This window comes from Ferrimonas sp. YFM (genome assembly GCF_030296015.1).
In the GTDB taxonomy this organism is placed as follows: domain Bacteria; phylum Pseudomonadota; class Gammaproteobacteria; order Enterobacterales; family Shewanellaceae; genus Ferrimonas.
The window spans coordinates 1,567,595-1,588,089 of record NZ_AP027368.1; the positions used below are offsets into that span (position 1 = coordinate 1,567,595).

The 20,495-nt window shown below is 59.9% G+C and carries 19 protein-coding genes; 13 read left to right on the top strand and 6 right to left on the bottom strand.

Annotated features, from left to right (window positions below):
* Nucleotides 1-42: 42 nt before the first annotated feature.
* The 4 genes from cydC to ald form a co-directional block, all read right to left on the bottom strand.
* The gene (cydC, locus tag QUE41_RS07345; RefSeq protein ID WP_286342224.1) at nucleotides 43-1,698 is read right to left on the bottom strand and encodes a heme ABC transporter ATP-binding protein/permease CydC; all 1,656 of its coding nucleotides are present in this window, start codon (nucleotides 1,696-1,698) and stop codon (nucleotides 43-45) included.
* Nucleotides 1,691-3,382, bottom strand: coding sequence for a heme ABC transporter permease/ATP-binding protein CydD (cydD, locus tag QUE41_RS07350; protein WP_286342225.1), 1,692 nt, complete (start codon nucleotides 3,380-3,382; stop codon nucleotides 1,691-1,693). Before cydD ends, cydC begins: the two co-directional genes overlap by 8 nt.
* A gap of 67 nt (nucleotides 3,383-3,449) precedes the next feature.
* Nucleotides 3,450-4,400 (bottom strand): thioredoxin-disulfide reductase, encoded by a 951-nt coding sequence (trxB, locus tag QUE41_RS07355; RefSeq protein WP_286342226.1) that lies wholly within the window; start codon nucleotides 4,398-4,400, stop codon nucleotides 3,450-3,452.
* A gap of 101 nt (nucleotides 4,401-4,501) precedes the next feature.
* Nucleotides 4,502-5,620, bottom strand: coding sequence for an alanine dehydrogenase (gene ald, locus QUE41_RS07360; protein ID WP_286342227.1), 1,119 nt, complete (start codon nucleotides 5,618-5,620; stop codon nucleotides 4,502-4,504).
* A gap of 184 nt (nucleotides 5,621-5,804) precedes the next feature.
* On the opposite strand from ald, the gene lrp reads away from it, so the two are divergent.
* From lrp to serS, 6 genes are all read left to right on the top strand, one after another.
* The gene (gene lrp, locus QUE41_RS07365; RefSeq protein WP_286342228.1) at nucleotides 5,805-6,311 is read left to right on the top strand and encodes a leucine-responsive transcriptional regulator Lrp; all 507 of its coding nucleotides are present in this window, start codon (nucleotides 5,805-5,807) and stop codon (nucleotides 6,309-6,311) included.
* Between the two features lie 162 nt (nucleotides 6,312-6,473).
* Nucleotides 6,474-9,092 carry a DNA translocase FtsK gene (locus QUE41_RS21595; protein WP_286342229.1) on the top strand — a complete coding sequence of 873 codons (2,619 nt, stop codon included), beginning with the start codon at nucleotides 6,474-6,476 and terminating at the stop codon, nucleotides 9,090-9,092.
* Nucleotides 9,093-9,159: 67 nt separating this feature from the next.
* Nucleotides 9,160-9,759, top strand: coding sequence for an outer membrane lipoprotein periplasmic chaperone LolA (gene lolA / locus QUE41_RS07375; protein ID WP_286342230.1), 600 nt, complete (start codon nucleotides 9,160-9,162; stop codon nucleotides 9,757-9,759).
* Nucleotides 9,756-11,084, top strand: coding sequence for a replication-associated recombination protein A (locus tag QUE41_RS07380; protein ID WP_286342231.1), 1,329 nt, complete (start codon nucleotides 9,756-9,758; stop codon nucleotides 11,082-11,084). Before lolA ends, QUE41_RS07380 begins: the two co-directional genes overlap by 4 nt.
* A complete protein-coding gene (gene crcB, locus QUE41_RS07385; RefSeq protein WP_028108270.1) occupies nucleotides 11,077-11,451 on the top strand; it encodes a fluoride efflux transporter CrcB in 375 nt (124 codons plus the stop codon). The genes QUE41_RS07380 and crcB overlap by 8 nt, the downstream gene beginning before the upstream one ends.
* Nucleotides 11,452-11,462: 11 nt before the next feature.
* Complete coding sequence (gene serS / locus QUE41_RS07390; RefSeq protein ID WP_286342232.1) at nucleotides 11,463-12,752, top strand: serine--tRNA ligase; 1,290 nt, start codon at nucleotides 11,463-11,465, stop codon at nucleotides 12,750-12,752.
* Nucleotides 12,753-12,838: 86 nt separating this feature from the next.
* Here the strand turns inward: serS and QUE41_RS07395 are convergent, their stop codons facing one another.
* On the bottom strand, nucleotides 12,839-13,051 hold the full coding sequence (locus QUE41_RS07395) for a hypothetical protein (RefSeq protein WP_286342233.1): 213 nt from the start codon (nucleotides 13,049-13,051) through the stop codon (nucleotides 12,839-12,841).
* A 200-nt stretch (nucleotides 13,052-13,251) separates the two neighbouring features.
* On the opposite strand from QUE41_RS07395, the gene QUE41_RS07400 reads away from it, so the two are divergent.
* From QUE41_RS07400 to QUE41_RS07430, 7 genes are all read left to right on the top strand, one after another.
* Nucleotides 13,252-13,548, top strand: a complete 297-nt coding sequence (locus tag QUE41_RS07400; protein ID WP_286342234.1) for a hypothetical protein — start codon at nucleotides 13,252-13,254, stop codon at nucleotides 13,546-13,548.
* A gap of 37 nt (nucleotides 13,549-13,585) precedes the next feature.
* Nucleotides 13,586-14,146, top strand: coding sequence for a ZrgA family zinc uptake protein (locus QUE41_RS07405; RefSeq protein ID WP_286342235.1), 561 nt, complete (start codon nucleotides 13,586-13,588; stop codon nucleotides 14,144-14,146).
* Between the two features lie 8 nt (nucleotides 14,147-14,154).
* Nucleotides 14,155-14,844, top strand: a complete 690-nt coding sequence (locus QUE41_RS07410; RefSeq protein ID WP_286342236.1) for an ABC transporter ATP-binding protein — start codon at nucleotides 14,155-14,157, stop codon at nucleotides 14,842-14,844.
* Nucleotides 14,838-16,088, top strand: a complete 1,251-nt coding sequence (locus QUE41_RS07415) for an ABC transporter permease (protein ID WP_286342237.1) — start codon at nucleotides 14,838-14,840, stop codon at nucleotides 16,086-16,088. Before QUE41_RS07410 ends, QUE41_RS07415 begins: the two co-directional genes overlap by 7 nt.
* Nucleotides 16,089-16,098: 10 nt before the next feature.
* Entirely contained in the window at nucleotides 16,099-16,599 is a 501-nt protein-coding gene (locus QUE41_RS07420; RefSeq protein ID WP_286342238.1) for a DUF3299 domain-containing protein, read from the top strand.
* Nucleotides 16,600-16,761: 162 nt separating this feature from the next.
* Nucleotides 16,762-17,247: a MarR family winged helix-turn-helix transcriptional regulator gene (locus tag QUE41_RS07425; RefSeq protein WP_028108279.1), complete on the top strand. Its 486-nt coding sequence runs from the start codon at nucleotides 16,762-16,764 to the stop codon at nucleotides 17,245-17,247.
* A gap of 180 nt (nucleotides 17,248-17,427) precedes the next feature.
* Nucleotides 17,428-18,627 (top strand): carbohydrate porin, encoded by a 1,200-nt coding sequence (locus QUE41_RS07430; RefSeq protein WP_286342239.1) that lies wholly within the window; start codon nucleotides 17,428-17,430, stop codon nucleotides 18,625-18,627.
* A 115-nt stretch (nucleotides 18,628-18,742) separates the two neighbouring features.
* Here QUE41_RS07430 and QUE41_RS07435 read toward each other — a convergent pair whose 3' ends face one another.
* The gene (locus QUE41_RS07435; protein ID WP_286342240.1) at nucleotides 18,743-20,317 is read right to left on the bottom strand and encodes a BCCT family transporter; all 1,575 of its coding nucleotides are present in this window, start codon (nucleotides 20,315-20,317) and stop codon (nucleotides 18,743-18,745) included.
* Nucleotides 20,318-20,495 lie beyond the last annotated feature (178 nt).

Below are 20,495 nucleotides of genomic sequence, written 5' to 3' on the forward strand. Positions count from 1 at the left end.
GCCAGCGACAGAAAAGGGCGCCCTGAGGCGCCCTTTTGCGTGTTAGTGACCGCTGACAATCCGGCCCTGTTCCACCTGCAATACCCTGTCCATTCTTTCCAGGCCGGCGCTCTTATGGGTGACATAGAGGACGGTGCGCCCGCCCTGAAGCAGCCCATCCAGAACCTGTCGCTCGGTGCTGTCGTCCAGCCCCTCGGTGGGTTCATCCATCAGCAGCACAGAGCCTGGGTGGAGCAGGGCACGGGCCAGGCCGATGCGGCGGGCTTCGCCGCCGGAGAGCTGCCGCCCTCCCTCACCCAACCAGAGTGCCAGCCCCTCCTTCTCCAGCAGGCCCTTGAGGCCCACGGCATCCAAAGCCTCTTCCAGCTCTGCATCATTGGCCCCGGGCCTGGCCAGCAGCAGGTTCTCTTTCAGTGTGCCGCTGAACACATGGACCCGTTGTTCCACCAGGCAGACCTGTTGCCGCAGTGTGGCTTCGCTGAGCTCCTGCCAGGGGGTCGAGCCCAGAGTCAGGCTGCCTGAAGTGGGTTGCCACTCCCGGCTCAGCAGGTTCAGCAACGAAGATTTACCACAACCTGTTTTACCCACCAGGGCCACCTTCTCGCCGGGAGCCAGAGTCAGGTTGACCTGCTCCAGAGCGGCAAGGGGGCTGCCTGGGTAGGCAAAGCTGACGTCATTGAGTTGGATGGGGGCATCCTGCCAGCCGGCCAGGCCAAAGGTGAGCGATGGGCGCTGCTCCAGCACTGGCCTGAGTCGTCCGGCGGCATTGATGGTGTGACTCAGGTGCTGGAAGGCACCGGCCACAGGCACCAGGGCTTCGAAGCTGGCCAGGGTCACAAAGGCCACCAGGGCCAGCAGTGGCCCGGGCGGAGTGAGGCTGCCAATCTGATCGGCGGCCAGATAGAGCATCAGTACCAGGGCCCAGCCGTTGAGCAGCTGCAGCAGGGCCTGGGAGGCGGCGGTGACCCGGGTCAGCTGGCGCTGGGATTGCAGCAGCCCAGACTCGGCCTGGCGGATCTGGCCACGCTGGGCCTGGGTGCCGCCATAGACCGCCAGTTCGGTCTGGGCAGCAATGAAGTCCACCAGCTGCTGGCGCAGGGTGCGGGTGCTTTCCCCCAACTGCCGTCCGGGTGCGCGACCCAGGCGGTAGAAGATCAGCGGCAGGATCACCAGCAGGCTCAGCAGAATGGCCACCAGCACCGCTGCCAGGGTCGGATCAAACAGGGCCACCAGGGCGCCTACGGCGGCGATGGCTACTATGGCCGCCACCAGAGGGGAGATCAGCCTCAGGTAGAGGTGGTCCAGGGTGTCCACATCCGCCACCATACGATTCAGCAGATCGCCGTCGCGCAGATCGCCTCTGTCCCCCGGAGTCAGAGGGGCCAGGGCACGGAAGAAGCGGTCGCGCAGATCGGTGAGCAGACGGAAGGTGGCATCATGACTGACCACCCGCTCGGCCCAGCGGGCTGCGGTGCGCAGGATGGAGAGGCCACGGACCCCGCCGCTGGGGTACATGTAGTTGAACTGACCGCGGGTCGCCACCACCAGGCCGGCACTGGCCGACGCGGCCAGGAACCAGCCGGACAGGGAGAGCAGGCCGATGCTGGCACACAGGGTGACAATGGCCAGCACAATACCCAGGCTCATCATCCTCCAATGGGGGCGGAACAGGCTCAGGAAGGGTTTAAGATCATTCATGGCCGGCCTCCCTGGGCTGAATCTCCAATACCTGGTCCAGCTCCTCCAACGCCTGACGGCGGTGACTGACCAGGACCACACTTCGTTGTTGCCAGTGATGTCTCAGGCCGTCCATCACCAGGGTTTCACTCTTGTGATCCAGGCTGGCGGTAGGCTCATCTAATAGCAGCAGAGGGGCATCCTTGAGCAGGGCGCGGGCCAGGGCCAGGCGCTGAGCCTGACCGACGGACAGGCCACTGTTGCGGTCCCCGACTCTGTGGGCCAGCCCTTCGGGGAACAGGGCCAGGGCCTCGTCCAGATGGGCGAGGGCACAGGCCTGGGCCAATTGCTCTTCGGAGACCTGAGGCTGACCCAGCAGCAGGTTGTCACGGACACTGCCATGAATCAGGGCGGGGTTCTGTCCCAGCCAGCTGTAGTGGCCCATCCAGTGATCCCGTGCCAGGTCTCGTACCTCAGTGCCATTCACCTTGAGGCTGCCCTGGTAGGGCATCAGGCCCATGAGCGTCTTGAGTATGGAGCTCTTGCCGGCCCCGGAGGGGCCCACCAGGCCGAGCTTCTCTCCTGGCTTCAGGCTGAAGCTGACCGGGAGAGTCAGTGGGGTGCCGTCGGGGGCGATGACCACCAGCTGCTGCGCATCTATGCTGAGGCCTTCTCCCAGGTTCGGGGTGTGTTGGCCGGCGGCTTGCGGTTCAGGCTGCTCCAGGAATTCGACGATGGATTCGGCGGCGCCCAGGGCTTGGGCCTTTGCATGATAGAAGGCGCCAAGATCTCGCAAGGGCTGATAGAACTCTGGGGCCAGCAGCAGTACCAGGAAGCCGGTAAACAGGGTGATGCCGGCGCCATAGTGGCCGAAGTCCAGATGGCCGAGATAGCTGAAACCGAAGTAGACCGCAATCAGGGCGATGGAGATGGCGGCGAAGAACTCCAGCACCGCCGACGAGAGGAAGGCCATGCGCAGCACCTCCATGGTGCGTTCACGGAACTCCTCTGAGGCCTGGTTCAGGGAGCGGGCCTGGGCGTCAACGGCGGCAAACTGGCGTATGGTGCTGATGCCGCGAAGCCGGTCGAGGAAGGTGCCGGAGAGGCGGGCCAGGGCCTGGAAGTTGCGCTTGTTGGCGTCGGCGGCGCCCATGCCGATAATCGCCATAAAGAGAATGGTGAGCGGAGCGGTGCCCAGCAGGATAAGGCCGGCGATCCAGTTGATGGGGAACAGCAGCACCAGGATCATCAGGGGGATCATCCCTGCCAGCATCATCTGGGGCAGATACTTGGCGAAGAAGTCCTGCATCTGCTCGGTCTGCTCGAGCAGCATGGTGGTCCAGGCCCCCTGGGCACGCTGTGCCGTATAGGCGGGGCCCAGGCGGTCCATCTTGTCCAGGATGGCGCTGCGGGTGTTCTGGCGGACCAGAGCACCAATATTGAAGCTGAAGCGCTCGCGCCCGGCCAGTGCCAGGGATTTGAGGGCGATGAGTGCTGCCAGCATCAGGAACTGTTGGCTTAACTGCTCCTTGGCCACCTCGAGGATGATGAGTTGGTGCAGCAGGTCGGCCAGAATCCACGCCTGGCCGATGATCGCCAGACCGGCGAGCAGGCCGCACCCCAGGGTGAGCATCAGCCACAGGCGGGCCGGCTTGGCAGCGCCGCGGAGCCAGGAGGTCAGGTGGCGCTGAAGGGCTTTATCCATAACAACTGTCTTTCAAAGGCGAAAAGGGGGAGTCTGAGCTCCCCCTTGAATCTGATTAACCGGAACCTTACTGAGCGTCCAGGAAACGCTCGGCGTCCAGGGCGGCCATACAACCTGTGCCGGCAGAGGTGATCGCCTGGCGGTAGTTGTGGTCCATCACGTCGCCGGCGGCAAACACGCCGGGTACTGAGGTGGCGGTGGCGTTGCCCTCGAGGCCGCTCTGAACCAGGATGTAGCCATCCTTCATCTCCAGCTGGCCTTCGAAGATCTGGGTGTTGGGCTGGTGACCGATGGCGATAAAGGCGCCGTCCACGGTCAGTTCCTCGGTGGCATCGGACTTGGTGTCCTTGATGCGCACGCCGGTGACGCCCATGTCGTCGCCCAGTACTTCATCCAGGGTACGGTCGGTGTGCAGCACGATGTTGCCGTTCTCCACCTTGTCCATCAGGCGCTTCACCAGGATCTTCTCGGCGCGGAAGCTGTCACGGCGATGGATCAGGTGCACCTCACTGGCGATGTTGGAGAGGTAGAGCGCCTCCTCCACGGCGGTGTTGCCGCCGCCGACAACGGCCACAGGCTTATTGCGGTAGAAGAAGCCGTCACAGGTGGCACAGGCGGAGACACCGCGCCCCTTGAATGCTTCCTCGGAGTCCAGGCCCAGGTACTTGGCGCTGGCACCGGTGGAGATGATCAGGGCATCACAGGTGTACTCGCCGCTGTCGCCCTTGAGGCGGAAGGGGCGGGTCTTCAGATCCACTTCATTGATGTGGTCGAACAGGATCTCGGTTTCAAACTTCTCCGCGTGCTCCTGCATTCGCTGCATCAGGCCGGGGCCGGTCAGGCCTTCCGGATCACCGGGCCAGTTCTCCACCTCTGTGGTGGTGGTCAGCTGGCCGCCCTGTTGCATGCCGGTGATCAGCACCGGGTTGAGGTTGGCGCGGGCTGCGTACACCGCTGCGGTGTAGCCGGCGGGGCCGGAACCAAGGATCAGTAGGCCACAGTGTTTTGCCTGGGTCATTAGAGTCTCCATCCATAAGCATATGCCCGGATTCTATGGGCCGAAGGGGCAAAAGAAAAGGGGGCCATTGCCCCCTTTTTTCGATTGCACTGTCAGGTTTTTTATCCAACCAGCAGGGAGCGGGGCTCGACGAACTCGAAGTTCAGGGCCTCGGCCACCTCTTCACAGGTGATCTTACCGTCCATCACGTTCAGGCCATTCAGCAGGTGCTTGTCGTCCAGCAGGGCCTGCTTATACCCCTTCTCCGCCAGGGCCACGATGTAGGGCAGGGTGGCGTTGTTCAGGGCGAAGGTGGAGGTGCGGGGCACGGCGCCCGGCATGTTGGCCACACAGTAGTGCACTACATCGTCGACGATGTAGACAGGCTCCTGGTGGGTGGTGGGCTTGGAGGTTTCGACACAACCGCCCTGGTCGATGGCCACGTCCACAATGGCCGCGCCGGGCTTCATCTTGCTGATGTGCTCGCGGGTCACCAGCTTGGGCGCCGCTGCGCCGGGGATCAGGACGCCGCCAATCACCAGATCCGCTTCCAGTACGTGCTTCTCCAGGGCTTCTGCTGTGGAGTAGATCACCTTGGCGCGGTTCTCGAACTGATGGTTCAGGTCACGCAGTACGTTGACGTTGCGGTCGAGGATGGTGACGTCGGCACCCAGGCCTACGGCCATCAGGGCGGCGTTGCGGCCAACCATGCCGCCACCGATGACGACGACTTTGGCGGGCTCTACGCCGGGGACACCACCCAGCAGCATGCCGCGGCCCTGGTGAGATTTTTCCAGGGCCTGGGCGCCGGCCTGGATGGACATGCGACCGGCGACTTCAGACATGGGGGCCAGCAGAGGCAGGCCGCCTTTATCATCGGTGACGGTTTCGTAGGCGATGCAGATGGCGCCACTCTTAACCAGATCCTCGGTCTGAGGCAGGTCCGGGGCCAGGTGCAGGTAGGTGAACAGGATCTGGCCGGGGCGCAGCATGGCACGTTCTACTGCCTGAGGCTCTTTTACCTTTACAATCATCTCCGCCTGGGCGAAGACCTGCTCTGCGGTGCCGAGGATCTCGGCGCCGGCGTTGATATAGTCCTGATCGTCAAAACCAATACCACTGCCCGCCTGGGTTTGCACCAGTACCTGATGGCCGCGACGGGTCAATTCCCGCACGCTGGCTGGCACCATGCCAACACGGTACTCGTGATTCTTAATCTCCTTTGGCACACCGATGATCATATTGTCCCCTTTTGTATTTTCTATTAATCCACAGGCGTAAGTATGGAAAAACTACCCCTGAATATGATTTTTTCGTGGCTATCGGGTGCGAATCAGTATATTATTCAGTCGGAAGTTTTTCTTCCGATATATTTGGGCATTATTAGGATAAAATCCCAACCAAGAAGGGAAAAGGAAGCACAAAATGGCATATAATAAGAAAAAGCCACTCAAAGAGTTGGACAGAATCGACCGCAACATCCTTAATGAACTGCAAAAGGATGGCCGCATCTCCAACGTTGAACTGTCCAAGCGCGTGGGTCTCAGTCCGACTCCCTGTCTGGAGCGGGTTAAGCGCCTCGAGCGCCAGGGTTTCATCCAGGGTTACACCGCTCTGGTTAACCCCCACTACCTGGGCGCCTCTTTGCTGGTTTATGTGGAGATCACCCTCAATCGTGACTCCCCGGACGTGTTTGATAAGTTCAATCACTCCGTGATGGCTCTGGAAGACATCCAGGAGTGCCACCTGGTATCCGGCGATTTCGACTACCTGCTGAAGACTCGCGTGAGCGACATGTCCGCTTACCGTCAGCTGCTGTCCGACACCCTGCTGAAGCTCCCCGGCGTGAAGGACACCCGCACCTACGTGGTGATGGAGGAGGTCAAGCAGACCAGCCGGGTTCAGATCAGTCAGACCACCATCCCTGCCTGATCCTCGGGAAACCCCCAGCCAACAGTGCCTCCAGCGGAGGCACTGTTGCGTTTAGGCCCCTGTAAACCCTGCCAATAACTGTATAGATAACCATGCATCTGCCGCCATTGTCTGATATGGTAGGCTTCTCTATTGAATCTGCGAGAAAAAAAGGGTTACGCCTTGAGTGAGCAAGAGACTGCGCCACGCACTCTAAACGGCATTCAGCGATTACTGGAACTGGGGTTAATTCTCTGTTGTGCCCTGGCTCTCTATCTCCTTGCCGCCCTGGGAAGCTTCCATCCGGCGGATCCGGGCTGGAGCCAGACCGCCTGGGACGGGCAGGTGCACAATACCATGGGGCGGGTCGGCGCCTGGCTGGCAGACCTGCTCTATTTCGCTTTTGGCATCAGTGCCTGGGCCATTCCGGTGCTGACCGCTGGCATAGGCTGGCTGATGTTCCGCCGCAGCTACCACCTTGGCGAGATTGACTACTTTTCTGTAGCCCTGCGCATTGTTGGCCTGCTGCTGATGCTGCTTGGCTTCTCCACTCTGGCTTCCATCAATGCCGATGACATCTACTACTTCTCCGCCGGTGGCGTGATTGGTGATGTGATTCGCGATGCCATGCTGCCCTATTTCAACCTGATGGGCACCACCTTGTTGCTGCTCTGCTTCATCGGCGCGGGTTTCACCCTGTTTACTGGTTTGAGCTGGGTGACCGTGGTGGAGGCGGTGGGCGCCGGTGTTATTAAGGCGCTGTTGTGGCTCTGGGCCCTGCCGAGCAGGATGCTCAATCGTGACAAGGGGGAGCCGACGCCGGCCGAAGACGACATCCTGGCCGTGGCCCAGAAGCACAAAGAGCCCGCCTTTAGCGGTGGTGCCACGCCCGCCTATGCCACCTCTGCCATCTCGGCGGACCTGGACAGGGATGCAGACAGTGGCGAGGATGAGCCCACCGACTGGCTTGACCGGGTGCCTTTCCTTTACCGTTTCCGCTGGTTCAACCGTTTCGTCGCCTGGTATGACGAGCGTCGCTACGGGCCGGAAGAGGCCCAGGATGAGCCGCCGCAGTTGCCCTCCAAGGCTGAGCCCCAGGTGGATACCGAGGCCCTGTTCGGCGCCAGAACCGAACCGGTGATGGGAGACGAGCCCCAGCAATCTGAGCCGGTTATGCCTGCTCTGACCCAGGGGTTGACCCCTGAGGCTCCGGAAGCCGCAGTTGCCCCTAAGGCAGCCAAACCGAGAAAGGCAGCAAAAACCAAAGGTGAGCAACCCCTGCCCGTAGCTGCTCAAGCACAGGCCGAAGTTCAGACTCTTATGCCCACCCTGGAGCTGCTGGACAGGCCCAATAAGAGCCAGAACCCCATCAGTCGCGAAGAGCTGGATCAGATAGCCCGCCTGGTGGAGCTGAAGCTGGCGGATTTCAGCATCTCTGCCCAAGTGGTGGACGTGCATCCCGGGCCGGTGATCACCCGGTTTGAACTGGACCTGGCTCCCGGAGTCAAAGTCTCCAAGATCACCAACCTGGCCAAGGATCTGGCCCGAGCCCTGTCGGCGGTCAGTGTGCGGGTGGTCGAGGTGATTCCCGGCAAGTCGGTGATCGGCCTGGAACTGCCCAATAAGCACAGAGAGATTGTTTATCTGCGCGATGTACTGGGCAGCGACAAGTTTGAGCAGTCCAAGTCCAACCTGGCCATGGTGCTGGGGCAGGACATCGCCGGCTATCCGGTGACCGTGGACCTGGCGAAGATGCCCCACCTGCTGGTGGCGGGTACCACAGGCTCGGGTAAGTCGGTGGGGGTCAACGTGATGATCCTCAGTCTGCTGTATAAGTCCACGCCGGAAGAGGTGCGGCTGATCATGATCGACCCCAAGATGCTGGAGCTGTCGGTCTATGAGGGGATTCCTCACCTGTTGTGTGAGGTGGTCACCGACATGAAGGAGGCCTCCAACGCCCTGCGCTGGTGTGTGGGAGAGATGGAGCGCCGCTACAAGCTGATGTCTGCCCTGGGAGTGCGAAACCTCAAAGGCTTCAACGCCAAGGTACAGGAAGCCCGAGACGCCGGTGAGCCCTTGACCGACCCCCTGTGGAGTGCAACGGATTCCATGGATGTGCAGCCTCCTGAGCTTGAGAAGCTGCCCTCCATCGTGGTGGTGGTGGATGAGTTTGCCGACATGATGATGATCGTTGGTAAGAAGGTAGAGGAGCTGATCGCCCGTATCGCCCAGAAGGCCCGGGCCGCCGGCATCCACCTGATCCTGGCAACTCAGCGCCCGTCGGTGGATGTGATTACCGGCCTGATTAAGGCCAACATTCCCACCCGCATCGCCTTCCAGGTGTCCAGCCGGGTGGATTCCCGCACCATCCTGGATCAGCAGGGTGCGGAGCAACTGCTGGGGCAGGGTGACATGCTCTATTTGCCGCCGGGTACCGGGGTACCGATGCGGGTCCATGGGGCCTTCGTGGACGATCACGAGGTGCACCGGGTGGTGGCGGATTGGCGCGCCCGAGGTGAGCCTGATTACATTGAGGAGATCCTGGCCGGCGAGAGCGGCGGGGAACAGGTGCTGCTCCCCGGAGAGAGCGGCGACGCAGAGGGGGAGAAGGACCCTCTGTATGACGAGGCGGTGGCATTCGTGATTGAGTCACGCCGGGCGTCCATCTCCAGTGTTCAGCGTAAGCTGAAGATCGGTTACAACCGGGCGGCGCGCCTGGTTGAGGAGATGGAACAGAGTGGGCTGGTGAGTCCTCCGGGCCACAACGGCAACCGTGAGGTGCTGGTGCCCGCCAGAGATTAGACAAGATGCCCGGGGGAGGGATTGGCGCAACACTCTCCAACTGAGGCATCACCTCCAGAGAGGAACTATGAAAAGAGTGATTTTGGCAGCAGCCCTGCTGCCCGTTCTGGCTCATGCCGGGGCAGAAGAGAACCTGAAACAGAAACTGGCGCAGCTGGACAGCTTCCAGGCGTTCTTCAGCCAGCAGGTGTTCGACGACCAGGGCGAGCTTATCCAGGAAGGCGAGGGCCGCCTGGCGGTGAGTGCCCCGGACCGTTTCCGCTGGCAATTGACCGCGCCGGAGGAGAGCCTGGTGGTGGCCGATGGCAGTGCCGTTTGGGTCTACGATCCCCTGATGGAGGCGGTGTCCATCTACCGTCAGGACGATGCCATCGCCCAGACGCCCCTGACCATACTGACCCGTACCGACGATGAGGCCTGGAGCCAGTATCAGTTCAGTCAGGATGGCCAATGCTTCGATGCCGAGCCGGTCAGCGAAGAGAGCCACATCCGCCGTATGTCCGTCTGCTTCCAGGGAGACAGCATCGCCTCTCTGGCTATGCTGGACAGCCAGGCGGTTCGCAGCGAGTTTACCCTGTCCGGTTTCAGCACCGAGGCCGTGGCCGCGGAGCAGTTTCAGTTCAAGGCGCCCGAGGGCACCGAGATAGACGATCAGCGCGGCCAATGAGCAGCCTGAGCCTGGACTTTAGCCCGGATTTTCGCCCCCTGGCGGCGCGAATGCGCCCGGAGAAGCTGGAGCATTACATAGGCCAGGAGCATCTGTTCGCCCCTGGCAAGCCGCTTCGTCAGGCTTTGGAGGCGGGCCGCGCCCACTCCATGATCCTCTGGGGCCCGCCGGGTACCGGCAAGACCACCCTGGCAGAGCTGGTGGCCAGCTACTCCAATGCCCATGTAGAGCGGATCTCCGCGGTGACCTCCGGGGTCAAGGAGATTCGTGAGGCGATCGCCAAGGCCAAGGAGGTCGCCCAGGCCCAGGGGCGGCGCACCCTGCTGTTTGTGGATGAGGTCCACAGATTCAATAAGAGCCAGCAGGACGCCTTTTTGCCCTTCATCGAAGATGGCACGGTGATCTTCGTCGGCGCCACCACGGAAAATCCCTCTTTCGAGGTCAACAGTGCACTGCTCTCCCGGGCCAGAGTCTATGTGATCAAGAAGCTGGACGCCGACGCCATCAAGCGGATCCTCAGCGATGCCCTGGCCGATACAGAGCGGGGGCTGGGTAAGCTCGGTCTCAGCATGGCCGAAGAGGTGCTGACCGCCCTGGCGACTCTGGTGGACGGCGATGCCCGCCGCGCCCTGAACCTGTTGGAGCTGATGGCGGACATGAGTGAGGATGGCGTCCTCACTCAGGAGATGCTGACTCAGGTGGCCGGCGAGCCGGTGGCCCGATTCGACAACAAGGGCGACCAGTTTTACGACCTGATCTCGGCGGTACACAAGTCGGTGCGTGGCTCCAATCCGGATGCGGCCCTCTACTGGTATTGCCGCATTCTCGAAGGGGGCGGCGATCCCCTCTATGTGGCCCGGCGCTGTCTGGCCATCGCCTCCGAGGATGTGGGCAACGCCGACCCCAGAGCCATGGAGGTGGCCCTGAACGCCTGGGACTGCTTCCATCGGGTTGGTCCGGCGGAAGGGGAGCGAGCCATCGCTCAGGCCCTGGTCTATCTGGCGGCGGCGCCTAAGAGTAACGCTGTCTACACCGCCTTCAAGGCGGCCCGGATGCGGGCGCGGGAAACCGGCCACCTGGAGGTGCCTGTGCACCTGCGCAATGCCCCCACCAAGCTGATGAAGGAGCTGGGTCACGGTGCCGAGTACCGCTATGCCCACGATGAGCCGGGAGCCTATGCCGCCGGTGAGGTCTACCTGCCGCCTGAGCTGCAGCAGGAAAAGTTCTACCAGCCTACGGAACGAGGCCTGGAGAGGAAGATCAAAGAGAAACTCAATCAGTTGGCGGAAATGGACCGCCAAAGTGGGAACAAACGCTATGAATAACCTTATTGCGGTGGCCCTGGGGGGCGCGGTGGGAGCGAGCGCACGTTATGGCACGTCAATTCTTGCCCTAAAGCTATTCGGAACTGGCTTTCCCTTTGGTACACTGATCGTCAATTGCATAGGTTCTCTGATTATGGGGGCGCTCTACGCCTGGGGCGATGTCTCTAATCTGTCCCCGACCCTGAAAGCGTTTATTGGTGTGGGCATGCTGGGTGCGTTGACCACCTTCTCCACCTTCTCCAATGAAACCGTCCTGCTCCTGCAGGAGGGGTACTGGATCAAAGCCATGTTGAATGTATTGCTGAACGTAGGCCTCTGTCTTGCGATGGTGTTCTGCGGTCAGCAGTTGGTTTATGCACGACTCTAAATAGAAGCGATATGTTAGACAGCAAATACCTAAGAGCCGACATCGAGCAAACTGCCGAGCGTCTGGCTACCCGAGGCTACATCCTGGATGTGGCGCGTTTGACCAAACTGGACGAACAGCGTAAAGCGCTGCAGGTCGAAACTCAGGAACTGCAAGCTGAACGTAACAGTCGCTCGAAGTCGATCGGCAAGGCCAAGGCCAATGGCGAAGATATCGCCCCACTTCTGGCGGAAGTGGCCAGCCTGGGTGACAAGCTGACCGAGACCAAGGCTGCTCAGGACAAGCTGCTGGCCGAATGGGACGACATCGTTGCCGGCATCCCCAACCTGCCGGACGCCTCCTGCCCCCTGGGTGCCGATGAGGAGGAGAATGTCGAGGTGAGCACCTGGGGTGAGCCCCGCAGCTTCGACTTCGACGTCAAGGATCACGTGGATCTGGGCGAAGGCGTGGATGGTCTGGACTTTGCTTCCGCCGCCAAGTTGTCCGGTTCCCGTTTCATCGTGATGAAGGGCCAGGTGGCCCGCATGCATCGCGCCCTGGCCCAGTACATGCTGGACGTGCACACCACAGAGCACGGCTACACCGAGATGTACGTGCCCTACCTGGTGAACCCGGACAGCCTGCGCGGTACCGGCCAGCTGCCCAAGTTTGGTGAGGATCTGTTCCACACCGAGCAGCTGGAGGAGGACACCGATCGTCGTCTGAGCCTGATCCCCACCGCCGAGGTGCCCCTGACCAACATGGCTCGTGATGAGATCATCGATGCCAAGGCCCTGCCGGTGAAGATGACCGCCCACACTCCCTGCTTCCGCAGCGAAGCCGGTGCGTCTGGCCGTGACACCCGTGGCCTGATTCGTCAGCATCAGTTTGACAAGGTGGAGCTGGTGCAACTGGCCAAGCCTTCCGAGTCCATGGAGGCTCTGGAGCAACTGACCGGTCACGCCGAGAAGATTCTGCAGAACCTGAACCTGCCCTACCGTAAGGTGGTGCTGTGCACCGGTGACATGGGCTTTGGCTCCACCAAGACCTATGATCTGGAAGTGTGGGTGCCCAGCCAGGCCAAGTACCGTGAGATCTCCTCCTGCTCCAACATGGGCGATTTCCAGGCACGTCGCATGAAGGCGCGCTGGCGTAACCCTGAAACCGGCAAGCCCGAGCTGCTGCACACCCTGAACGGCTCCGGCCTGGCGGTGGGCCGCACTCTGGTGGCCATTCTGGAGAACTGCCAGCAGGCGGATGGTCGCATCGAGATCCCCGAAGTGCTGCGCCCTTACATGGGTGGCCTGACCCACATCGGCTAATTCAAAGCGCCCGTAATTCGATAAAAGCCCGGCCAAGAGCCGGGCTTTTTTGTGGTTGAGGTGAGGGCAATCGTGGTACTGAGGCCCTAAGGGTCCCGCTTCTCCAACTGTTTCAGCCGCTGCCTCAGGGCAACCACTTCGCTCAGCAGGGCGGAGAACACCAGCACCATGATGGAGATGATGGAGAGTTCGCCACTGGAGTAACTGTCATAGCGCATCACCGTGTAGACCACGGCGGTCAGCAGCAGGACCAGGGTGGAGAGCAGCATGGTGTAGCGCCTCTTCAGGGTGGATGCCATACTTTGATGATAGACGGCGAATACCTATTTAGCATAGCTAGGCCAGTGACTTAGCTTAATCTTGCCCAGGTGGCTATTGGCCTGTGGTATCAGTCAGTTCAGGTGACGCCTCCGGTTACAACTCTTTGCTGTTGCTGAACTGCTATGGATGGTATAGATCTCTTTTTATGTCAGTTTTCCCCCAAGTGCCTCAAGTCTCTATGCCCAAGACCGCCAAACCACAGCGGGCCCTGGTCCTGGTTCTGATGATCTGGACAGCCAATCTGTCGATGTTAGCCAGCCAGGGGTTGGAGGAGGCACTGCATCATCACGAGGCGGGCGTACCCTGTGTACACGCCCTGCTGATTGACCACTGGTTTCAGGCAACTGGCCTGTCCGGGGTCACCTGGCCTGCCTCCTCGCCGTTTCTGAACAGGGTGGTGCCCGAGCTCCGCCCCCTGGTTCAGCCTGTGCCCCAAAACAGAGGCAACCGCGATCCACCCATTGCTCTGTCATGAACCCACCCTTTTTTCGATTCATAGACGGAGTTTCTCTATGGGAACCAACACAAAACTGGGTCAGGTTGCCCTGTTGATTGGCTTAGTTCAGATGCCGATCGGCGTAATGGCGTCGGACCACCAAGATCATCATCACCACGAATTTGAAGAGCATCAGGCCCACCTGCATGGCCAGGGCCTGTTGACTCTGGTCCAGGACCAGAACCTGGTGCAGGTCAGCCTGGAGGTAGATACCCACTCTCTGTGGGGCTTTGAGCATGCACCGGCCGATGAGAGCCAGTGGGCTAAGGTGGAGCAGGTGCTGGCTCAACTGGAGACGGGCCATGGGTTGTTCAGCCTGAACGGTGAGGCCCAGTGCCGTCCTGACGGGGTCAGCCTGAGTCGGCCCGAAGGGCTGGATCATCCTACGGAGCACGGTCATATGGAGCTGGAGGTCAGTTGGCAGTGGCGCTGTAAGGCCCCCTCGGCCCTGAATCAACTGGAGGTGGGCCTGTTCGACCAGTTTCCTGAGCTGCACTCGTTGACGGTCCAGCGGCTGACAGCCCAGGGCAGTGGCGGAGGCCAGCTCAGTCGCCAGCACAGCACCCTGAGCTGGTAGGGGGCATCATGACTCAATTGGCCATAGAGGGCCTGAGCTACCACTGGCCAGGTTCAGGGCGTGAGCTCAGGGTGGATGAGCTGGTATTGAACGCCGGGGAGAGGGTGTTGCTGCAGGGGCCATCTGGCAGCGGTAAGTCGACGTTGCTCAATCTGATCAGCGGCGTGTTGTCCGGCTATCAGGGGAAGCTCAAGCTGGAAGGGGACGAGTTGTCTGCCCTGTCTGCGGTGGGCCGGGATCGGCTGCGGGCGGAGTCCATGGGGATCATTTTTCAGCAATTTAATCTGCTTCCCTATCTGAATGTGGAAGAGAACGTGCTGATGCCACTGAAGTTTTCAAAAGAGCGCCGGCGCAGACTCGACAATCCTGCCAGGGAAGCCCGCCGGTTGCTCACCGCCATGGAGCTGGATGAGGGCCTGCATCGTCAGCCGGTGACTCAGTTGTCCGTAGGCCAGCAGCAGCGGGTGGCGGTTGCCAGGGCGCTGATCGGTGCGCCAGGGCTGATTCTGGCGGATGAGCCCACTTCGGCCTTGGATCCCAAGGCCAGAGACAGTTTCCTGTCGTTGCTGACGCAGCAGTGTGCCCAGTCAGGCTCGGCCTTGCTGCTGGTCAGCCATGACCCGGCGCTGGCCGAAGTGGTGGAGCGCGGCTACCAGTTGGTGGTCAATCAGCAAGTCACCGAGGTGCTGCCATGTTGAGCCTGATGACACGAAGCATGGCCAACCGCCGCACCAGTGTCGGACTGACCCTGGCGGTGATCGCCCTCTCTGTCGCCCTGTTTATCGGGGTGGAGATGGTCAGAACCCAGGCCAGGCAGAGTTTTGCCAACACCATCTCAGGCACGGATCTGGTGGTGGGGGCGAGAAGTGGCAGCATCAATCTGCTGCTCTACTCTGTGTTCCGCTTGGGGGATGCCACCAACAACATCGGCTATGACACTTACCAGAGGCTGGCGGGTACCAAGGGTGTGGCCTGGACCATTCCCCTGGCCCTGGGGGATTCCCATAAGGGATACCGGGTGGTGGGTACCAACCTGAATTATTTCAACCATTATCAATATGGCAAGGGACAGTCTCTGGCTCTGGCCCAGGGGACCCGATTCGAAGGCTTGTTTGATGTGGTCCTGGGTGCCGAGGTGGCCACCAAGCTGGGTTACCAGCTTGAAGACAAACTGGTGCTCTCCCACGGCGCCGGGGCGTCGGTCAGCTTCTCCAAACACGATGAGATGCCTTTCACCGTGGTGGGCATTCTGGCGCCAACCGGCACGCCGGTGGACCGAAGCCTGCACGTGTCTCTGGAAGCCATAGAAGCGATCCATCTGGGATGGCAGGGGGGCAGTCGCCGCTATGCGGTCAGTGGCGATCAGGTGGACCAGTATGACCTGACTCCCAAGACCATCACCGCCTTCCTGGTCGGGCTGGAGAGCAAGTTGAGACTGTTGGGGGTCCAGCGGGCCATCAATAACAACCGCTCTGAGCCTTTGTCTGCCATCTTGCCCGGTATGGCCCTGTCCCAGTTGTGGGCTCTGCTGTCTCAAGGGGAGCGGGCTTTGGCCATCGTTTGCGGTTTTGTGGTGGCGGTGGGCCTGACGGGCATGCTGACCACCTTGCTGGCCAGTTTGGGAGAGCGGCGTCGGGAGATGGCCATATTGAGGGCCATGGGGGCCGGGCCCAGACACATCTTCCTGTTGTTGTGGGGAGAGGCGGCGCTGCTGAGCCTGATTGGAACCCTGTTCGGTTATCTGCTGGCTCAATTGAGTGTGCTGGTGCTGGCGCCCTGGGCAAGGAGTCAGTATGGTCTGGAGCTGAGCCTTGGCATGCCCGCAGATTCTGTGCTGTGGATGATGGGGGCGGTGCAGTTGGCCGGTACCCTGGCCGGGATTTTGCCCGCCTGGCGAGCCTACCGCCATACCCTCAGTGATGGCCTGACCCAAAGATTGTAAGGAGAGAAAAATGAAAATGCGATATCTGTTGTTGGCTGTCCTGGCCCTGGTATCCCAGATGGTTAGTGCCGAGGTTAAGGTGTTGGAGTGGGAGGATCTGATCCCCGCCGAGGAGCGAGATAATCCCTTACCTCCACCCTCCAATGCCATTCACCCCATGTTTGCCGATGAGAGTGCTCCCATCGACTGGGTGCAGACCTATGGCGGTGTAGTGGAGGGCCTCAATGGCAAGGAGGTGCGACTGGCCGGGTTTGTGGTTCCCCTGGAAGGGGACGAAAACAAGGTGACCGAGTTCCTTCTGGTTCCCTATTATGGGGCCTGCATCCACGTGCCGCCGCCACCGACCAACCAGATCGTCTATGTGAACTATCCAGAAGGACTGCCTCAGGACATTGTCTGGGACGCGGTATGGGTGACAGGCACCCTCAGTGCGGTGACCTATGATATGGAAACCTTTGCGGCGGGATACTCTCTGAAGGCGACTCTGGCCAACCCCTACGATGAGGGTTAGGCCAGGGTTTTCGGTTCCTCCAGGGGGAGGGCATGACGTTCTTTTCAGGGGCATTTTCGGGTGATGCAGAGGTAAATTCAGTTAAGGGCAATAAGTTAGTTGCCTAAAGTCCGAGGGTGAATATACTCGGCAATTATCTGTTGAATTTTGTATAGGAAGAACATGCCTGAGGCACAATACTGGCCTGAGGTGCTTGTGGCACTTCGGCGCATCATCCGGGCGACCGACCTGCAGTCTAAAAGAATGATCAAAGCCTGCGGGCTGACCATTCCCCAGGTCATGGTACTCAGAGCCATTGATACTCTCGGGGATGTGACGGTGCGCCGTCTGTCGAACGACGTTTCCCTGAGCCCGGCAACGGTCACCACCATCTTGAATCGACTGCAGGATCGTGGGTTGATTGAGCGAGTGCGAAGTCAGACCGATAAGCGTATCGTCAATGCCAGGCTGACCGAGGAGGGGAGCCGGGTGCTGGCGTCGGCGCCACCACTGCTGCATGAGAAGTTCATCGATCGTTTCGAGAACCTCAACGATTGGGAAAAGACCCAGATTCTCTCCTCCATGCAGCGTGTTGCCTATATGATGGATGCAGAAACCCTGGATGCGGCACCTCTGCTGGATATCGCCTCTCCGGATACAGTGAAGTAAACTTGAAACCCCATAAAAGGGCGGCGTAAGCCGCCCTTTTTTGTGCCTGAAGTCAGCATAATCATTTGAGATCAAATGATTGGTTCGTTAACATGTGACGCTGTTGCGTCCCGTCCGTTACAGGAATGTGGTTCGGGGCGTCTGTTGGAACATTCATAATTTCATTTAGGACGCGTTGTAATGAAAACCAAACTGGCCATTGTCATCGGTATGATTTTCTCTGCCGCGGCTGCCGCTCAAACCAGTGAAATCGAGGAGCTCAAGCAGCGAGTCGATGAGCTGGAGAAGCGTCAGCAAGCGGTCGAGCAGGAGAAGGATGAGGGAGGGATCACCTTGGGTGGTGCGGCTCGATTCCAATATAGCTATGAAGATTATAGCGATGACAACAGCGACAGAGGCGGAGACTTCGACTTTGATGTGTTCAGGTTAGATGCCAATGGTAAGATCGGCGACCTGACGCTGTCCGCTCAATACCGTTGGTATCAATACATGGATGTGCTGCACCACGCCTGGGTCGGCTATGATTTCAGCGACACTCAGAGTGGTCAGATCGGTGTCACCCAGGTGCCCTTCGGTATTCTGCCTTACGCTTCTCACAGCTTCTTCTTCAGCTCAAACTTTTACACTGGCCTGGAAGATGACTATGACATGGGCCTGAACTATAAGTTTGAGTCCAAACGAAATCGACTGGATGTGGCGTTCTACAAGAACGATGAGCAGGGCGGCATCGATGGTTATGTGTCTGAGCGCAGCGATCGTTACTCCTATGACGTGCTTGGGGTGCGCCTTGAAGGCGAAGGCACCTACGATGCGCCGAGCCTGGAGGTGGGGGAAACCAACACCTTCAACCTCCGTTACGCCCATACCCTGGAGTTGGACGGCGGCTCGGTAGAGCTGGGCCTGTCCGGTCAGTTTGGTGAGCTGGAAGTGGATGGCAACATGGATGGCGACCACTGGGCTGCAGCGGTTCACGGCGTCATCAACTACGGTGCCTGGAACGTTCAGCTTCAGGCATCCGACTACGAGTACGACATCGATGGCATGGATGTGGAGCAGATGGTGGTTGGTGCTTATGCCTTCTACGACTCCATTCCCGCAGAAGCGATCACCTACACCGCCAACATCGCTTACAGCCTGCCGGTGAAGATGGGCCCGGTCACCAACCTGACCTTCTACAACGATTACTCCCTGATGACCGACAAGCCGGGCGAGTTGGACGACACCTTCATGAACGTCACCGGTATGGCGATCAGTGCCGGTGCCCTCTACACCTACGTGGATTTTGTGGTTGCTGAGAATCAGCCCTTTATCGGCGGCACCCTGGTGGGCAGTGGTGACACCAACAAGCGGGTGAACATCAACTTCGGCTACTACTTCTAAGCCTGAAGTTCACAGCTTCCAGCCCCGCCCATTGGCGGGGCTTTTTTTGTCTGGTGGTTGGTCGCGGGCCAACAAAAAGGGGCGCCGCTGCGCCCCTTGGAACCGGAATGTGAGGTTACCCTCTTGGCTCGGTCTTCATGCCTTTGACCAGACTGACGCACATCATCAGCAGGATAAAGGTGAAGGGCAGGGCGGTGGAGATGGTGCCCGCCTGCAGGGCCTGAATCGCTTCGGTGCCGCCGATCCACAGCAGAGTCGCGGCGATGGCGCCTTCGATGGTGGCCCAGAAGATGCGCTGAGGTACAGGGGCGTCCACCTTACCGCCGGCGGTAATGCTGTCGATCACCAGGGAGCCGGAGTCGGAAGAGGTGATGAAAAACACCATGATCAGCACGATGGAGATTACTGACAGGAAGGTGCTCCAGGGCAGGGCATCATAGGTGTAGAACAGCGCCAGGGTGATGTCCGACAGGCCATTGGTGCCCAGTTCGCCCACCTTGTTGACGATCTGATCGATGGCGATGCCGCCAAATACCGACATCCAGATGATGCACACCGCTGTGGGGATAAACATCACTGCAATCAGGAACTCACGCACGGTGCGGCCTTTGGACACCCGGGCGATGAACATGCCAACAAAAGGAGACCAGGAGATCCACCAGGCCCAGTAGAACACGGTCCAGCCGTGCATCCAGGCTTCATCTTCCCGACCATGGGGGTTGCTCAGGGGCAGCAGGTTCTCGGCGTAGCCCAGCAGGGTTTGCCCCAGATTGCCGAAGGCGACGGCGGCGCCCACCAGGGTCACAAACACCAGCAGGGCCAGAGCCACCAGCATGTTGACGTTACTCAGTACCTTGACGCCGCCTTCGATGCCCCGGACCACGGAGACCACCGCCAGACCGGTGACAAAGGCGATGACGCCAACCTGCATGCCGATGCCGCCTTCGGTGCCAAACACATGATTGATGCCGCTGGTGGCCTGTTGGGCACCCAGGCCCAGGGAGGTCGCCAGGCCAAACAGGGTCGCCAGCACCGCCATGATGTCGATGATGTGGCCAAACCAGCCCCAGGTCTTGTCCCCCAGGATGGGGTAGAAGATGGAGCGGATCGACAGGGGCAGCCCCTTGTTGAAGGCGAAGAAGGCCAGGGACAGGGCGACCACGGCGTACATCGCCCAGGGGTGCAGGCCCCAGTGGAAAATGGTGGCGCCCATGGCGACTTTGACCGCTTCCGGAGAGTTGGCTTCCACGCCCAGTGGCGTCTCATACCAGCCGGTGAAGTAGGCAACGGGCTCGGCAACGCCCCAGAACATCAGGCCGATGCCCATGCCGGCGGCAAACAGCATCGCCATCCAGGACAGGTTGGAGTGTTCGGGACGGGCGTCGGCACCGCCAAGGCGGATGCGGCCGTAGGGGCTGACCACCAGCCATAAACAGAAAATCAGGAACAGGTTAGCCGACCACATAAAGAGGGCGTCGAAGTTGTTTATGATTTTCCACTTGATGCCGTCGAGGGCGGCTTTGGCGGTGGCGGCATCGCTGATCAGGATGGCTGCCAGGAAAAGAAGAATCAGGCCGGCACTGATGCCGAATACAGGGTTATGGACATCAAACCCCCACTTCTGAATGTTGTCTTGACCAACGGTATAGTCAGTATTATCGATACTGTACTTATCTATGGGGTTACTCATTAATCCTCTCAAAAAGATTTGTTCTCAAATCTACTTTTCGTTGTTATTCGTCTTAATGCGGGACGAATGCTAACAAATTGTTTAGGTAGAACTCAAATTAATGCCAGGGTGTCGTCGAGACCTTTAGTTGGTGGGTTGTTAGTTATATTTAATTAAAACATATGGTTATCGTGATGTG

Bases quoted from the DNA above. Each gene is read 5' to 3' on its own strand.
- cydC (WP_286342224.1), bottom strand. From the start codon at position 1,698: ATGAATGATCTTAAACCCTTCCTGAGCCTGTTCCGCCCCCATTGGAGG.
- cydD (WP_286342225.1), bottom strand. From the start codon at position 3,382: ATGGATAAAGCCCTTCAGCGCCACCTGACCTCCTGGCTCCGCGGCGCT.
- trxB (WP_286342226.1), bottom strand. From the start codon at position 4,400: ATGACCCAGGCAAAACACTGTGGCCTACTGATCCTTGGTTCCGGCCCC.
- ald (WP_286342227.1), bottom strand. From the start codon at position 5,620: ATGATCATCGGTGTGCCAAAGGAGATTAAGAATCACGAGTACCGTGTT.
- lrp (WP_286342228.1), top strand. From the start codon at position 5,805: ATGGCATATAATAAGAAAAAGCCACTCAAAGAGTTGGACAGAATCGAC.
- lolA (WP_286342230.1), top strand. From the start codon at position 9,160: ATGAAAAGAGTGATTTTGGCAGCAGCCCTGCTGCCCGTTCTGGCTCAT.
- QUE41_RS07380 (WP_286342231.1), top strand. From the start codon at position 9,756: ATGAGCAGCCTGAGCCTGGACTTTAGCCCGGATTTTCGCCCCCTGGCG.
- crcB (WP_028108270.1), top strand. From the start codon at position 11,077: ATGAATAACCTTATTGCGGTGGCCCTGGGGGGCGCGGTGGGAGCGAGC.
- serS (WP_286342232.1), top strand. From the start codon at position 11,463: ATGTTAGACAGCAAATACCTAAGAGCCGACATCGAGCAAACTGCCGAG.
- QUE41_RS07395 (WP_286342233.1), bottom strand. From the start codon at position 13,051: ATGGCATCCACCCTGAAGAGGCGCTACACCATGCTGCTCTCCACCCTG.
- QUE41_RS07400 (WP_286342234.1), top strand. From the start codon at position 13,252: ATGCCCAAGACCGCCAAACCACAGCGGGCCCTGGTCCTGGTTCTGATG.
- QUE41_RS07405 (WP_286342235.1), top strand. From the start codon at position 13,586: ATGGGAACCAACACAAAACTGGGTCAGGTTGCCCTGTTGATTGGCTTA.
- QUE41_RS07410 (WP_286342236.1), top strand. From the start codon at position 14,155: ATGACTCAATTGGCCATAGAGGGCCTGAGCTACCACTGGCCAGGTTCA.
- QUE41_RS07415 (WP_286342237.1), top strand. From the start codon at position 14,838: ATGTTGAGCCTGATGACACGAAGCATGGCCAACCGCCGCACCAGTGTC.
- QUE41_RS07420 (WP_286342238.1), top strand. From the start codon at position 16,099: ATGAAAATGCGATATCTGTTGTTGGCTGTCCTGGCCCTGGTATCCCAG.
- QUE41_RS07425 (WP_028108279.1), top strand. From the start codon at position 16,762: ATGCCTGAGGCACAATACTGGCCTGAGGTGCTTGTGGCACTTCGGCGC.
- QUE41_RS07430 (WP_286342239.1), top strand. From the start codon at position 17,428: ATGAAAACCAAACTGGCCATTGTCATCGGTATGATTTTCTCTGCCGCG.
- QUE41_RS07435 (WP_286342240.1), bottom strand. From the start codon at position 20,317: ATGAGTAACCCCATAGATAAGTACAGTATCGATAATACTGACTATACC.